Below are 15,089 nucleotides of genomic sequence, written 5' to 3' on the forward strand. Positions count from 1 at the left end.
ATAGCTTAGACATGAAAAATTTAACAAAAATATTATTTACAGGATTGCTGGCAGGAAGCCTGACAGCTTGTGAGGATTTGCAAATTGATCCCCAGCAGTCCCTTTCTACTGAGTTGGCCTTTGCTGACAGGCAGGCGGTGGAAGGATCTTTACTTGGTGTATATTCCTTGTCTCAGGAATTTGAGGTATTTGGATCCCTGCCCCATGTGATTTCAGACTTTCAAGCCGATAACGTAGATTTTATCGGTTCATTTCCTACTTTGCAGGACATCAGGCTGTACGCTACCCAATCGGATAATGCCACCATCAGGGATCTTTGGAGAAGGCACTATCGGGCTATACTGGCGGCCAATGCAGTGATTCAATTTACTCCTGATTCCCCTGATGAAAACCTGACTGCTGAGGAAAGGGCGCAATTTGTAGCTGAGGCAAAATTTATGCGGGCACTGTTGATGTTTCAGATGGTCAACCTATTTGCCCAGCCCATCCAGCAGGGTGGTGAAGCTACACCAGGTATTCCAATTGTAACGGATGCCTTTACCGGTGAAATAGTTGGTTATCCAAGAAATACTGTTGGAGAAGTACATGCCTTTATTTTGGATGACCTGACCTCCGCTGTGTCAGATTTGCCGACTTCTTACGGTACGGCTTCATTTACCAGAGGCAGGGCCACCCAGGGAGCGGCCAACGCACTGCTATCCAGGGTGCATCTTTACCGCGGTGAGTGGCAGCAGGCTGCAGATCGGGCTCAAAATGTATTAGATGAGGAGGACTTGTATGGTTTGGCTGCTAATTTTGGTTTTTGGGGAGAAAATAATGCAGAATTTGTTTTCGCCATTCAAAATTCGGAGATAGACAATGGGAGAACAGGCTCTGGCGGATGGGCATCTTATTACAACCCTGCCGAAGATGGTGCCAGAGGTGATGCCCCATTTTCGGACTACCTGCTGGAAGCCTATGCGGCCAATGATCGCAGGTTGACAGAAATTTCTAAAGAAGGAGACAATGGCAGGATTTATACCACCAAATTTCCTGATGCGATCAATAATTCTGACAATTCTCCGGTCATCAGGACCACGGAAGTAGTCCTGAACAGGGCCGAAGCCCTGGCACAATTGGATGGAATCAACCAAACCTCACTGGACTTGATCAATGAGTTGAGGGAAAGGGCCGGACTGGCTGAAGTAGCAGCAGGAGATTTTTCAGGAAAAGAAGATTTTGTAGATTTTATACTGGAGGAAAGAAGAAAGGAGTTGGCCTTTGAAGGTCACCGGAGAATGGATCTTTTGAGGTATGGGAGAGCTTTACGTCCTGAAGGAGATGACCATTATACCGCTTCTCAGGCCGGACAGGACAAGACCATCCTGCCCATTCCACAAAGAGAACTGGACATCAATCCTGAATTGGTTCAGAATGATGGATACAATTAAAAAGACTTGAATAGAAAAAGCCACCTTCTGATTTTCGAGGGTGGCTTTTTTTTGGCTAAAACCGTTGATTTTCCCGGTTTCATTTTGCCCGGGGAACGGTAGAAATCAGCCAATTTGAGATTTAACCATCCTTTTGGATTCCAATATAAAGTTGAAAAGTGCCAGTAAAAGGCTGATGTTGGAGTAATTTAGGTGGAAGAACAGGAATCATTTTGCCAGTTTCGGCTTCAATCCAGCTTTAAAATCCCCGAAGTTTTATCTTTTCTGGTGATCAGACTCTTGGGATTGCGGTTTTTATAGAAGTTGATTATGTTTTGCTGCTGGGGGAAATCGTCAATTAGTAGGTTATTGTAGATGGTCACCTGATCAGGAGATGGAATTTTTTCTGACTCCATATAAAACCAGGCTGCATCGGCTTCTACTTCATGTCCCAAATACCTGAGAGTAAGCGTGTCCCCCTGAATAAGGATAGCATTGTGGGTCAAAAGGTACTCCTCTATCAGCAAATCCAGCGCTTCGGGTTTTTCCGGGGATAAGAAGTTGATCCTATCACCGTTCTTATTTGACAGGGCTTCCTCCAGATCATCCCAGAAGATTTTTTGGGCGATTTCAATGGTCTGGTTGGTTTCATTGTAAACCATGTCAGTAAGGCTGATGTAAAACGGATGCATGCCCAGCCAAAAGGGAATCAGTGCTACCAATAATTTGATTGCAAGCATTTAGAAGGAGATTTTTTGTTTAATCTGTAAAATATGCATTAATATTACAACAAAATTTTCAAACTAAAGTAAAACATTTACCAGTCCTATGAGTCAATTTCAGTTGTATTTTAATCTGGGAATCCAACATATTCTTGATCTGAAAGGTTTTGATCACATTCTTTTCGTTATATCTCTGGCTGTAATCTATATGCTGCGGGATTGGGGTAAAATTGTCATTTTGGTTACTGCTTTTACCATCGGACATTCCCTGACACTGGCCCTGGCGACATTGGAATTGGTCAGGATTAATTCAGCTTTGGTAGAGTTTTTAATTCCGGTTACCATTGCTATCACCGCCTTTACCAATATTCTAAAGCCCAGGCCTTCGGGAGGCAGGGGCTTGCAGCTCAATTATCTGTTTGCTTTATTTTTCGGATTGATTCATGGCCTGGGTTTTTCCAATTACCTGCGGTCACTATTGGGTAGAGAGCAATCTATATTTCAGCCATTACTGGCTTTTAACTTAGGCCTGGAAGTAGGCCAATTGGTCATTGTAGTCTTGTTTTTAATCGCCTCATCCCTGGTAGTGGGTATTTTTGGGGTAAGCCGCAAGGAATGGGTGCTGGTCATCTCCTCCATTATCCTGGGAATGGCTACCATGATGATTATTGAGAACAAGTATTGGTAAGAACATAGAATTTTTTAAAAAAGAAAGCCTTTATTTTAATCATTATTTGTTAAATTTCAACATAAAATAAATAATCTGGTCTATTTGAAATCCACTTGGAATAAAACATCTATGAAAAATATCCTACTCCTTTTGCTGTCTTTTATGGTTTTTTATGGATCCGTATTGGCGCAGGTCGATGAACAAAGGCATGGCAATCGTTTTGAACAATTGGGTCCAATGCTTCGATCGCCTAATGTCTACCGGACAGCCTCGGGTGCTCCCGGACATCAGTATTGGCAACAAAAAGCAAATTATGAGATTGAAGTAGAGTTAAACGATGACAATCAATCCATAAGGGGTAAGGAGAAGGTAACCTATTACAATGAGTCACCTGATCCGCTGGATTATCTCTGGGTGCAATTGGACCAGAATCAGCGGGATAAGGACTCCGAAACACCTAAGATATCCGGTAATAGTATCCAGCCAAAAATGAGCTTACGGCAGTTGCAGGGGATTATCTGGCATGACATGGAACTTGGATTAAAAATCTATTCGGTGCTTGATGAGCAGGGAAGCGAGATTCCTGCCACCGTTAATCATACCATGATGAGACTGGATCTGGCGCAGCCATTGCTGCCAGGAGAAAGTTTTACTTTTCACATCGAATGGAGTTTTAATATCCATGACCGGATGAGCTTTATTGGAGGCAGGCCTGGATACGAATATTTTGAAGACGACGGTAATTACCTTTATACCATGGCCGAATGGTTTCCACGGATGGCGGTTTATTCGGATTTTGAAGGGTGGCAAAACAAGCAATTTGTGGGCAGAGGAGAATTTGCCCTCGTTTTTGGAGACTATCAGGTCGCCATAACTGTGCCTGCTGACCACATGGTAGGAGCCACAGGTGTATTGCAAAACCCGGAAGAGGTACTCAGCGGCAAAGAAATGGAGCGATGGAATCAGGCCAAATCTTCTTTTGATGAGCCTGTGATTATCCGTACTCAAGGAGAGGCAGAAAAACTGGAGAAGGGCAAGTCAACAGCAAAAAAAACCTGGGTATATCATGCGGATAATGTCCGGGATTTTGCCTGGACCTCCTCAAGAAAATTTATATGGGATGCCATGGCAGTAAAATTGGGAGGGAAGGAAGTAATGGCCATGTCCTATTATGCCAAGGAAGCCAACCCGCTTTGGGAACAGTATTCTACCCGCGTCGTTGCGCATACCTTGAAGTCCTATTCTGCACGTACTTTCGATTATCCCTATCCGGTGGCCATTTCCGTTGAAGCCACCAATGGCATGGAATACCCCATGATCTGTTTCAATTATGGCAGGCCGGATACTGATGGCACCTATACAGCAGCCATCAAATATGGGATGATATCCGTGATAATTCATGAAGTGGGACATAACTTCTTTCCGATGATTGTTAATTCCGATGAAAGGCAATGGACCTGGATGGATGAAGGATTAAACACTTTTTTACAGTTTCTGGCTGAGCAGGAGTGGGAGCGGGATTATCCCTCCAGAAGAGGGCCGGCCCACAAGATTGCCCCATACATGCGCAGTGAGAAGCACCTGTTGGAGCCTATCATGACCAATTCGGAGAACATCATCCAATTTGGGCCCAACGCTTACGCCAAACCGGCTACTGCCTTGAATGTCCTACGGGAGACCGTGATGGGCAGAGACTTGTTTGATTATGCATTTAAAAAATATGCACAGCGGTGGATGTTTAAGCACCCCACCCCAGATGATTTCTTCAGAACCCTTGAGGATGCTTCAGCCGTGGACCTGGACTGGTTCTGGAGAGGCTGGTTTTATGGTACAGACCCCGTGGACATGGCCATTCAGGATGTGAAATGGTACAAAATTGACAGCAAAAAACCCGAAGAGATAAAAGCTGACGAGCGGGAAGCTTTCGAGCGGGAAGAGGCATATATTTCCAAAACCAGGAATTCCACTGCCATTCCTGAGACATATGTGGAAAAAGATCCAAAAGCGGCAGATTTTTACAACAGCTATGACGCTTTCAGGGTAGGCCCTGAGGATGAAAAAGCGTACAATAACTTTATCCAGAGCCTCAGCGGGGAGGAAAGGGCCATGCTGGAAAGCGGATTGAATTTTTATGAAATCAGCTTCGAGAATCTTGGTGGACTGGTCATGCCCATCATTCTGGAATTTCATTACCAGGACGGGACTACGGAAATAGAAAGAATTCCAGCGCAGATTTGGCGCCTCGATGAATATGAAGTAAGTAAGGTATTTGCTAAAGAGAAAGAGGTGGCCCGGGTTGTACTGGACCCTTACAGGGAGACGGCCGACATTGATGAAAACAACAATTACTGGCCGAGACAATTTCAACCTTCTAAGTTTGAACTGTTCAAGCAGCAAATGCCGGCCAGAGGAACATCATCCGGCCCCAATCCCATGAAAAAGAATAAGTAAATGGAGACATGGTGTCCCTACTTACCAGGGAGCCGTTGTAAGGCCGGGTAGTTTCAGTTAACGCTGACAAGAAGGGTAAAGTCAATAGGAAAACAAAAAATAAAACTGACTAGCGGGAATTAGATTCCTATTTTAGCTTATTCAACATGTGTTGATGTCAAAAAAAAAGAAGAGGCAATTTAACTGCCTCTTCTTTTTAGTTTCATTTGCGGGTAAAGTCTATTCTTTGGTAGCGAAATCCGGATAGGCATGCATGCCATGCTCATTGATATCCAGCCCTTCAATTTCTTCTCGCTCATCTACCCTTAAGCCAGTTGTTTTCTTGAGTACAAAAAATACCAGAAAGCTGAACAGTACACAGAAAGCTCCTATGGCGAATACTCCGGTAAGTTGTGATAAAATCTGGGATCCACCGGCCAAATCTCCAAAAATCCCTACGGCAAGTGTTCCCCAGATGCCACAAATCAGGTGAACAGAAATTGCTCCAACAGGATCATCGACCTTGATTTTATCAAATAGAACCACTCCAAATACAACCAATATACCTCCGATAAAGCCTATAATAACGGCATCAGTGGGGGACATCAGGTCTGCACCTGCGGTAATGCTGACCAATCCTGCCAAAATTCCATTGAGCACCATGGTTATATCATAAGCTTTAAATTTCAGATAGGATGCCAAAAGTGCGCCAAAAGCTCCTGAGGCTGCGGCCAGTGCGGTGGTTACAAAAACAAGCGAAACGGCAGCTGGATCGGCTGATAATACGGAGCCTCCGTTAAATCCAAACCAACCAAACCAAAGTAAAAACACCCCGAAGGTTGCCAAAGGAATGTTGTGGCCTGGTATGGCATTCATCTTGCCATCTTTGTATTTTCCTATTCTTGGTCCAAGCAGATAAGCGCCAATCAAAGCGCCCCAACCTCCTACGGAATGAACGATAGTAGATCCTGCGAAGTCATAGAAAGGTGTAGCCAGGGTGTCCAGAAATCCCCCTCCCCATTTCCACATGCCTACAATGGGGTAACAAATGCCCACATACAAGAGGGAGAAGAATATAAATGGACCAAGCTTGATCCTTTCTGCAACGGCTCCTGAAACGATGGTAGCTGCCGTTGCTGCAAACATGGCCTGGAAAATAAAATCTGTAAAAAACGTATACCCCTCGCTATAGGCTGCGGTGTTTCCTCCTTCCGGAAGGCTTATTCCCAGACCTGCAAGTCCGAAAACACCTCCGGAAAAGGCTTCACCAGGGTACATCAGGTTAAATCCAATGAAGGCATAGGTAATCAAACCCAATGCCGGAATAATTGTGTTTTTAAATAGAATGTTGACGGTGTTTTTTGCCCTTGTCAGTCCGGCTTCCAAGGCTGCAAACCCAAGGTGCATGATAAAAACCAAAATGGTGGCCACCATGATCCACAGGTTGTTAACGGTAAATAATTCCTGGTTCATTTGTATTTAATTTTATAAGTTGGAATAAAATTTGGGTGATAAGTAAATTTGGACTGCTTACAATGCACTTTCTCCGGTATCGTTGTTTCTGATCCTGAAAGCTTTTCCTACATCGTAGACAAAAATTTTACCGTCGCCAATTTCACCTGTTTTTCCCTCCTTGAGGATACAATTGACGACCTCTTCTTCCATTTCATCCGGAACTACTATTTCCAGCTTCGTCCTTGGAATAAAGGTAGGCTCATAGGCCACACCACGATAGGTTTGGGTTTTGGCATGCTGCAGGCCCATTCCTTTTACTTCGAAAAAAGTCAGAAATTTTACACCTAATCCAGACAGGCAATTGTGGATTTCATCAAATTTTGAAGTTCTAATTAAAGCTTCTATTTTTTTCATTTTTCTAACAGGGTTAATGTTTTATTAATGATTCTACGATTAAAAATTTATTTTTTTCAAAATTAAAAAATTCAAACTGATTTATCAATAGATTTTAACCTTAATATTGGTAGTAGGGTAAAAATATACCCTGAAGTCACTGAAATAATGCATAAAAATTTCTCAAAAGGCAAATTTATTACCTTCAATACGTAAAAAAAGGTTTAATTTACTCATATTGACTATTTTTAACATAGCAAGATGAAGCCAATATGGAAATTCAGAAACCAAAAAAAGACTTGGATATACCTCATTAAAAAGAGTAAAAAAATTAACTTTGCAGGAATTGTTAGATTTTAAAGTTGAATACTTACCACCAATTCTTTTAAATATATGATTGATAAACCTACACTTTTGATTTTAGCTGCGGGTATGGGCAGCAGATATGGAGGAGACAAACAGATTGATGGGTTTGGCCCGAACAGAGAGACCATTTTAGAATATTCCGTATTTGATGCCATCCGGTCTGGTTTTGGTAAAGTGGTGTTTATCGTGCGCAAAGAAATTCTGGAAGAAGCAAAGGCCATGTTTGTCCCAAAATTTGGAAGTCAGATTAAGTTGGAATTTGTAGTACAGGCCCTGGACAGCATGGTGCCGGAAAATTACCAACATCCGGATAGGAAAAAGCCTTATGGTACTGCTCATGCTCTTTTGTGCGCCAAGAATGTCATACAGGAACCCTTCGCTGTAATCAATGCCGATGATTTTTATGGTGTGGAGGCATTCCGCATGCTTGCTTCATTTTTAACCAAAGACGTAAAGTCAGACCTGCACTGCATGGTGGGGTATGCCATTAATAATGTGTTGTCAGCTCATGGAACGGTAAGCAGGGGGGTTTGTGAAGTCTCTCCGGAAGGATACCTGAAGGGAATGATAGAGCGCACCAGTATTTCTAAAAAGTCTGATGGTATTTTTCATGAAGAGGGATCGGAAAAAATTATGATCTCACCGGACAATCCAGTTTCCATGAATTGCTGGGGTTTTCATCCTGCTGTTTTTGAACAGACGGAGAAACTATGGCAGTCATTTCTGGAAGAAAACAAGGAGAATCTGAAATCCGAATTTTATATACCAAAAGTGGTGAATTCTTTGATTGAGGAAGACATGGCCAGGGTGAAAATTCTTGAAGGCGGGAAAATATGGTTTGGAGTTACTTATCCCGAGGATAGGGAATATGTGATGAAAGCCTTGAAACGCCTGCATGAGGAAGGGGTTTATCCTGAAAAATTATGGTAATTGGTTAAAGTAATGTCTATTCCTTTATTTCGAGCTGAGGTTTGGTATTAAAAATAGATGAATTTTTTCTATAGAAATACCGGTTTGATTTTACACCTGGCGATCAGTTAGCTAAAAAAGATTATTTCAGAAGTGAAGCCGAAATACAAGGAGAAGGGGTCGGATTTTTTTGAAGCATTGGAGAGATAATTATCGGTTAGTGATATTCTTGCATTTCCCGAATCCAGATTGCTCCGGCAACTGCGGGATAAAATTTTGTAATTGGTATGCATTTTTAATTAACTTTAAGTCAACATATTTATTCACCCGTATAAATTTCCAGCATGAAAAAATTAGTTTTTTCTCATTTTCCTGTAGCAGCAGATGTGGCCTTGCTATTTTTAAGAGTTGGTGCCTCAGTCATGCTCCTGACACACGGTTGGTCAAAAATCACCAATTACAGTGAGCGCTTAAATAGTTTTGCTGATCCCATTGGGTTAGGCCCTTCTCTTTCTTTGCAATTGGTTATTTTTGCAGAGGTATTTTGTGCAATATTTTTGATTTTGGGTTTTATGAGCCGGATATTTTTGATCCCCCTAATCATCAATATGGCTGTGATCGCCTTTATATCCCATGGTGATGACCCATTCAATAGACAGGAATTACCCTTATTGTATTTATTGGTGTTTGTTGTTTTGATGTTAATGGGGCCGGGGAAAATCTCTCTCGACGGGCAAATCCTGAAGAGGCGCTGGTATTAGTTTGTTTCATCCGGAAAGATTTGATTGTCCATGATTTCAAAAAACCGGGCCTCAGTATTGATGGTCTTAAGGATCTCTTTGGACCTTTCTGGTCTGGCATCAGTGATAAAGAGTTGTCCGAATTCCTTTTTAGCCACCCTATCCATTAGGTGAAAGATCCTTTGGTCATCTAGTTTGTCAAAAATGTCATCCAACAACAATAATGGTTTGGTGCCTTTGATTGTTTTGAAAATAAAAAACTGAGCCAGTTTCAGGCTGATCAAGAAAGATTTCTTTTGACCTTGTGAGCCGAATTTTTTTATGGGATAATGATTCAGCCGGAAAAGATAATCGTCTTTATGGATACCGAAGTGGGTTCTTTTTAGCAGAAGATCTCTTTCCAGCGACTTTTCAAAAGAGCGGGGGAAATCCTCTTTTTGGACCTGACTTTGGTAAACAATGCTTACCGCTTCTTTTTCTCCGGAAATAGCCCTGTAATGTTCTAGAAAATAGGGTGAAAAATCTGCCAGAAAATCCGTCCGCTTTTTAAAAATGGCCTGAGATAATTGGGTCAACTGCAGGTCGTAGGGAAGCAGCTGCTGTTGATCTACTCTTTTTTCTTCCGCAAACCTTTTAAGCAGGGCATTTCGTTGCTTCAAATGGTGTTGGTAGCGAATAAGTAATTGCAGGTAATGGTTGTCTGTTTGACTGATCATGCCATCAAAAAATTTTCTTCTTTCCTCACTCCCGCCGTTGATCATCAGTGTATCATCCGGTGCAATTAATACCAGCGGCAAAAGTCCTATGTGTTCACTAAGCCGGTGATACGCTTTTCCATTCACCTCCAATCTTTTTTTTTTGTGACTTTCATAAACGCAATTCAGACTCAGTACTTTTTCGTTCAGGTCAAAATCTCCTTTGATGGTAAAAAAGCCTTTGCCGTGCATGATGTGGTAGCTGTCCAGGGGGAGCAGGGCGCTTCTGCTGAGGCACAGGTAATGGATGGCATCCAGTAAATTGGTTTTGCCTGCCCCATTTTCTCCAAAAAAGCAATTTACTTCCTTGCTGAAATCCAAATACACCCTTTGGTAATTTTTAAATTGAATAAGTTCTAGGTTTTTAAGGTACATGGATATTTCAGCGGATGTTGTTGACTATTTTTGAAAAAGACGTCGAAATTGCTTTGATTTCATTATATTTGAACCCAAAGTTAGCATATTTTATAGAATACGATATGGCAAAGAAGAGTACGAGTACAAGTAAATCTAAAGTAAAATATTCGAAGGAAACCTACACTTATTGGTTTGAGAGCATGTTACTGATGAGGCGTTTTGAAGAAAAAGCAGGACAGCTCTATGGGCAGCAAAAAATCAGGGGTTTCTGCCACCTGTATATAGGACAGGAAGCCTGCGCCTCGGGGGCTATCACTGCCCTGGAAAAAGACGATAAATGGATCACTGCTTACAGGTGCCACGCTACTCCTTTGGGGCTCGGAACTGATCCGGGAGCAGTTATGGCAGAGCTTTTTGGAAAAGAAACTGGAACCACCAAGGGAAAAGGGGGGTCCATGCATATTTTTGATAAATCCAAGAATTTTGCCGGCGGACATGCCATCGTAGGTGCCCAGATTCCCATGGGGCTTGGAATTGGCTTTGCCGAGAAGTACAAAGGCACAAAGAATTTATGTATTTGTTATTTGGGTGACGGTGCAGTGAGACAGGGAGCTTTTCATGAAGCACTCAACCTGGCCATGCTTTATAAAACGCCAGTTATATTTGTCATTGAAAATAACGGATATGCCATGGGTACCTCTGTGAAGCGTTCCTCCAATGTGGATGAGTTGTATACCCTGGGTGAGGCCTATGATATTCCTTCTTTCCCTGTAGATGCCATGAACGTAGAAGAGGTTCATGAAGCAGTAAAAGAGGCAGCTGACAGGGCCAGAAAAGGAGATGGACCGACCCTTTTGGAATTCAGAACTTACCGGTACAAGGGACACTCGATGTCAGATCCACAAAAATACCGGACCAAAGAAGAGGTAGAGGAATACAAGCAAAGGGATCCTGTAGAACAGGTTAAACAGACCATTCTGGAAAACAAAATCCTCAGTGAGGATGAAATTAAAAAAATAGAGGCCAAAGTGAAGCAACAGGTAGCTGATGCTGTGAAGTTTGCTGAGGAATCTCCCTGGCCTAAAGGTGAAGATGCCTTTAAAGATGTTTATGCAGAAGACGATTACCCTTTTGTCAGGGAATAGTCAAATGATATAAGACTAATCTGACCATCCGGAATTTCCGGATGGTTTTTATTTTTTAGGGCTTGTCCCAAAAACATGATCCCATAGTGGCGTACTGACTCCAAATGCCACATCCGGATCCTTATAATGATGGATGGCATGGTTGACCCACAGGACTTTAAAGAGCCCCTTAGGTGGTGGGAAAGCATGGATAATATAATGTATACCCAGATAGCTAGCGTATCCGGATAAAAATCCTGGTAAAAAATAATTTACCTGCTCCGCTATCAAAAAACTGAATAGGTAGTATAATGCAACAGCATATCCTACTGATAGCATGGGTGGCATGGCCAGCCTTTTTTTATCTTTAGGATAGTCGTGGTGTATGCCATGAACAGAATATTGGATGTTCTTCTTCCATTTTTGAATAGGATTCATGTGATAAAAATAGCGATGCATCAGGTACTCCGTCAGGGTAAAAGCAAGGTAGCCAGCCAGAAAATATAGTATTCCCATACCCACAGGTAAATGGCTATAAAACCAGGCCCGGTACAGCAAGAAGCCTGCAAGCAGGAGGAAAAGTACGATGGGTATCCCTACATGAGTTTTGGTTAGTTTTTCTAAAATGGGATGCTTGAAGATTTCAGCAGTTCCATGATTGTCCGGTTTGTCTAATTTTCCAATTTTTTTCATTTCCGATCGATTTTAGCTCTTGCTGGTATGACAAGCAAGTTTCAATTTACCCTATGTCATAAATATTTTATTTTGAGTAAGGGTAAACTTTGGTTTGGTTGTCACAGGACTATATCACAAATTGAAATGTCCAAAACCATGAAAAAAAACTATTATTTGATTGCTATTAGCAGCCTGTTGGTCACCTTGTTTGCAGTTGGTGCTACGGCTCAGGAAAACCGCCCTGCCCACCTGGGTTTTCTTTATCCCCTCAGTACAAATGGTGTACGCGCCGCAGACTACTCCAATGATGTAAGTATCCATGCCCTGACGGGACTGTCCGGGGGTGAACGAGGCCTGGCCGTCTATGGACTTGGGGGCCTTATCAAAGGAGATGCTACAGGCTTTCAATCCGCTGGATTATGGCTTTCCGTTTCCGGTGAAGTCAGGGGATTGCAGGTTTCCGGGCTTGTCAATCAAGCCCGGCAGGCAGGTAAGAGCGTTCAGGTAGCTGGCTTGGTGAATAGGTCAAAGGAAACATCAGGTGTTCAGCTGTCAGGTATTGTCAATGCCACCGCCTCCTTCAGGGGGGCTCAGTTAACAGGGATTGCCAATTTTTCTCAGCAGGCAGAGGGAATCCAACTTTCCGGAATCCTGAATTTGGCCGAAGAAGTTAATGGTATTCAGATTTCAGGTTTGATAAACAAAGCCAAAACCGTAAAAGGCATCCAATTGTCTGGCTTGATCAATATTGCCGACAGCAGCGATTACCCCATAGGGATCCTTAACCTGATCGCTAATGGAGAAAAAAGGCTGGGCATTTCAGTGGATGAAAATCTCACCCAGTTGATTAGTTTCAGGTCTGGAGGCCATCGCATGTATGGGATCATTGGGTTGGGCTCTAATTTCACCCATGGTGATCTGCCATACGCCATGGAAACGGGCATAGGTATCAAACTATCGGATAGTAAACTATTCAAGCTGGACTTGGAAGCCAGCAATGTATGGGGGACTAATTTTAAGAAATGGGGAGGATATTCCAGAACTGGGATTCGCCTCCTTCCTGTATTGAAACTTTCCAGAAATTTGCAACTATATGCCGGTCCCAGTTTGAATTACATGAATACCCAAAATCCTAAAGGTCGGGATCTGGCAAAGTTTAAAATGTGGGACAAGAACCAAATGAATACCTTTAAAGCCATTCACTGGGGATTCAATGCCGGGCTTCAAGTACGTATTCAGTAAAAATGAAAAGGCTACCTTTAAAGCAAGTTTCAGTACAGTTTTGTCGGAGGCAATGAAGTAACCCAGTTATGACGGGGAAAAGTGAATAAAGGTGTTGCCTGCTTGAATAGATTAAGTTAAAATGAAAAGGAATTATATTAATAGCGCCTTTCCAGCAGTCAAAAGGTTAACCCTGGTCAGGATTTCAGGAGAAGTGACATGAATAAATTAGATGTAAAGCGATTATGGATGCCCGATTTAACCTGAGTAAGGAGTGAGAAAGGTTCCTGAAGAAAGTGAAGATTTGCCAGAATTACTGGATGAAGTAGTTTTTGAAGCACAGTTCAAAAACTACTTCGGTCCGCTGCATGCCTATGCACAGGCCTTGTTGAAGGATGGCGAGGCGGCCAATGAAATTGTTCAAACCGTTTTTCTGAAGCTTTGGGAAAAACGAGAGGATTTGAAAATTTCCATCTCCCTGAAAGCTTACCTGTACAAGTGCGTTTATTATGACTGCCTGAATTATATCAAGCATGAAAAAGTAAAAAAGAAGCATTTTGAATTAAACCGGTATGAGATGGCCAATACCAAGAGTGTGGATGCTTCATTCTCAGTTGAGGACCAGGAGATGCAATCGAAATTAAACCATGCATTGGACCATTTGCCTGAAAAATGCAGGCGGGTATTTCTTCTTAGCAGAATGGAAGAGCTAAAATATAAGGAAATTGCTTTGCGTTTGGGGCTTTCAGTCAAAACGGTGGAGGCCCATATGGGTAAGGCCCTGAAGATGCTGAGGATAGAGCTGGCGGAGTTTCTGCCTCTCTTTATCATGATGTGGAAGCTTATATTTTAAATTATGGATGATCAACTACTTATAAAATACCTGCTCGGAGAAACAGATCTTAGAGAAACGGATCAGGTCAAACAATGGATTGCAGCTGATCTCCGGAACCGTACCTATTTTGAGCAGATGAGTTGGGTTTGGGAGAGATCCGCCCATCTGCTTGAAAAGCAAGAGGTGGATAATAATGTGGCCTGGAATCAATTTAAGGATCGCCGGGACAGGATGGAAACAAAAAATCATTTCGCCCCGAAAGGGATATTGTTCCCTGTTTGGCTCAGGGTAGCCGCCATGATCACCCTGGTCATATTGGGCGGATGGCTGGTAGGCTCCTATTTACCGGGGCCTGTCAGTGCGCTTTATACAAGTGTAGTGTTTGAGTCTCAGGAAGCTCCCAGAAAAGAAGTCCTATTAGATGGCTCGGTGTTGACCCTGAATAAAAATTCCAGTTTGAGGTATTCTCAAAAGCTTTTGGGAGATAGGCGGGTGGTAAACCTGGCTGGAGGAGAAGTCTATTTTGAGGTAGTAAAAAATAAGGCAAAGCCTTTTGTAGTCACCGCTGAGGAAATGACCTTAACTGTTTTGGGGACTTCTTTTCATGTCAACCAATCGCCTGAAAGGATTGAAGTCATAGTGGATGCCGGGGAGGTAAAGGTGGCCTATCAGGACCAGGTAATTTTTCTGCAAAAGGATGAGAAAGTAACCATCGCTACGGCTTCAGGAGGTGTGGAGAAAGAGGTAAACAGGGATAAGCTATTCCGCTACTACGTGGAAGGGAAGTTTGTGGCCGAGTCAACGGCCTTGCCGGAATTGGTGGAGGCCCTGAACAAGGCCTACGGGAGCAAGATAGAAATTGGCTCAGAAAGGGCTCAAAACAGGCTTATTACTACCACTTTGGAATATGGCTCGCTGGAAAAGAACCTGGAGGTGATCAGGGAAACCCTCGGCTTGAGCATTAGCTATGAGGAGAACAGAATAGTTGTGGAATAATTCCTTACATTCATGTAAGGATGGTGATATGT

The 15,089-nt window shown here is 42.7% G+C and carries 14 protein-coding genes; 9 read left to right on the forward strand and 5 right to left on the reverse strand.

Annotated elements, in window-relative coordinates:
* Window positions 1-11 precede the first annotated feature (11 nt).
* On the forward strand, window positions 12-1,430 hold the full coding sequence (locus GL182_RS02200; protein ID WP_163377919.1) for a RagB/SusD family nutrient uptake outer membrane protein: 1,419 nt from the start codon (window positions 12-14) through the stop codon (window positions 1,428-1,430).
* A 227-nt stretch (window positions 1,431-1,657) separates the two neighbouring features.
* Here GL182_RS02200 and GL182_RS02205 read toward each other — a convergent pair whose 3' ends face one another.
* Complete coding sequence (locus tag GL182_RS02205; RefSeq protein WP_163377920.1) at window positions 1,658-2,149, reverse strand: DUF6702 family protein; 492 nt, start codon at window positions 2,147-2,149, stop codon at window positions 1,658-1,660.
* A gap of 88 nt (window positions 2,150-2,237) precedes the next feature.
* Here GL182_RS02205 and GL182_RS02210 point away from each other — a divergent pair, with 88 nt between their 5' ends.
* Window positions 2,238-2,819, forward strand: coding sequence for a HupE/UreJ family protein (locus tag GL182_RS02210; protein ID WP_163377921.1), 582 nt, complete (start codon window positions 2,238-2,240; stop codon window positions 2,817-2,819).
* A 111-nt stretch (window positions 2,820-2,930) separates the two neighbouring features.
* A complete protein-coding gene (locus GL182_RS02215) occupies window positions 2,931-5,252 on the forward strand; it encodes a M1 family metallopeptidase (RefSeq protein WP_163377922.1) in 2,322 nt (773 codons plus the stop codon).
* A 219-nt stretch (window positions 5,253-5,471) separates the two neighbouring features.
* Here the strand turns inward: GL182_RS02215 and GL182_RS02220 are convergent, their stop codons facing one another.
* Together GL182_RS02220 and GL182_RS02225 are read right to left on the reverse strand one after the other, a co-directional pair.
* Window positions 5,472-6,704: an ammonium transporter gene (locus GL182_RS02220; protein ID WP_163377923.1), complete on the reverse strand. Its 1,233-nt coding sequence runs from the start codon at window positions 6,702-6,704 to the stop codon at window positions 5,472-5,474.
* A gap of 57 nt (window positions 6,705-6,761) precedes the next feature.
* On the reverse strand, window positions 6,762-7,100 hold the full coding sequence (locus GL182_RS02225; RefSeq protein WP_163377924.1) for a P-II family nitrogen regulator: 339 nt from the start codon (window positions 7,098-7,100) through the stop codon (window positions 6,762-6,764).
* 372 nt (window positions 7,101-7,472) lie between these two features.
* Between GL182_RS02225 and GL182_RS02230 the strand changes: the two genes are divergently transcribed.
* Together GL182_RS02230 and GL182_RS02235 are read left to right on the forward strand one after the other, a co-directional pair.
* Entirely contained in the window at window positions 7,473-8,375 is a 903-nt protein-coding gene (locus tag GL182_RS02230; protein WP_163377925.1) for an NDP-sugar synthase, read from the forward strand.
* Between the two features lie 323 nt (window positions 8,376-8,698).
* A complete protein-coding gene (locus GL182_RS02235; RefSeq protein WP_163377926.1) occupies window positions 8,699-9,115 on the forward strand; it encodes a DoxX family protein in 417 nt (138 codons plus the stop codon).
* On the opposite strand, the gene recF is transcribed toward GL182_RS02235, so the two are convergent.
* A complete protein-coding gene (recF, locus tag GL182_RS02240; RefSeq protein ID WP_163377927.1) occupies window positions 9,112-10,224 on the reverse strand; it encodes a DNA replication/repair protein RecF in 1,113 nt (370 codons plus the stop codon). The genes GL182_RS02235 and recF overlap by 4 nt on opposite strands.
* A 104-nt stretch (window positions 10,225-10,328) precedes the next feature.
* Here recF and pdhA point away from each other — a divergent pair, with 104 nt between their 5' ends.
* Window positions 10,329-11,351 (forward strand): pyruvate dehydrogenase (acetyl-transferring) E1 component subunit alpha, encoded by a 1,023-nt coding sequence (gene pdhA, locus GL182_RS02245; protein ID WP_163377928.1) that lies wholly within the window; start codon window positions 10,329-10,331, stop codon window positions 11,349-11,351.
* A 48-nt stretch (window positions 11,352-11,399) separates the two neighbouring features.
* On the opposite strand, the gene GL182_RS02250 is transcribed toward pdhA, so the two are convergent.
* A complete protein-coding gene (locus tag GL182_RS02250) occupies window positions 11,400-12,023 on the reverse strand; it encodes a sterol desaturase family protein (RefSeq protein ID WP_163377929.1) in 624 nt (207 codons plus the stop codon).
* Window positions 12,024-12,161: 138 nt separating this feature from the next.
* Here GL182_RS02250 and GL182_RS02255 point away from each other — a divergent pair, with 138 nt between their 5' ends.
* From GL182_RS02255 to GL182_RS02265, 3 genes are all read left to right on the forward strand, one after another.
* Window positions 12,162-13,247: a hypothetical protein gene (locus GL182_RS02255; protein WP_163377930.1), complete on the forward strand. Its 1,086-nt coding sequence runs from the start codon at window positions 12,162-12,164 to the stop codon at window positions 13,245-13,247.
* Between the two features lie 253 nt (window positions 13,248-13,500).
* The gene (locus GL182_RS02260; RefSeq protein ID WP_163377931.1) at window positions 13,501-14,079 is read left to right on the forward strand and encodes an RNA polymerase sigma-70 factor; all 579 of its coding nucleotides are present in this window, start codon (window positions 13,501-13,503) and stop codon (window positions 14,077-14,079) included.
* 3 nt (window positions 14,080-14,082) lie between these two features.
* Window positions 14,083-15,057, forward strand: a complete 975-nt coding sequence (locus GL182_RS02265) for a FecR family protein (RefSeq protein WP_163377932.1) — start codon at window positions 14,083-14,085, stop codon at window positions 15,055-15,057.
* Window positions 15,058-15,089 lie beyond the last annotated feature (32 nt).

The sequence above is a fragment of the Cyclobacterium sp. SYSU L10401 genome, from assembly GCF_010993705.1.
Taxonomy (GTDB): domain Bacteria; phylum Bacteroidota; class Bacteroidia; order Cytophagales; family Cyclobacteriaceae; genus Cyclobacterium.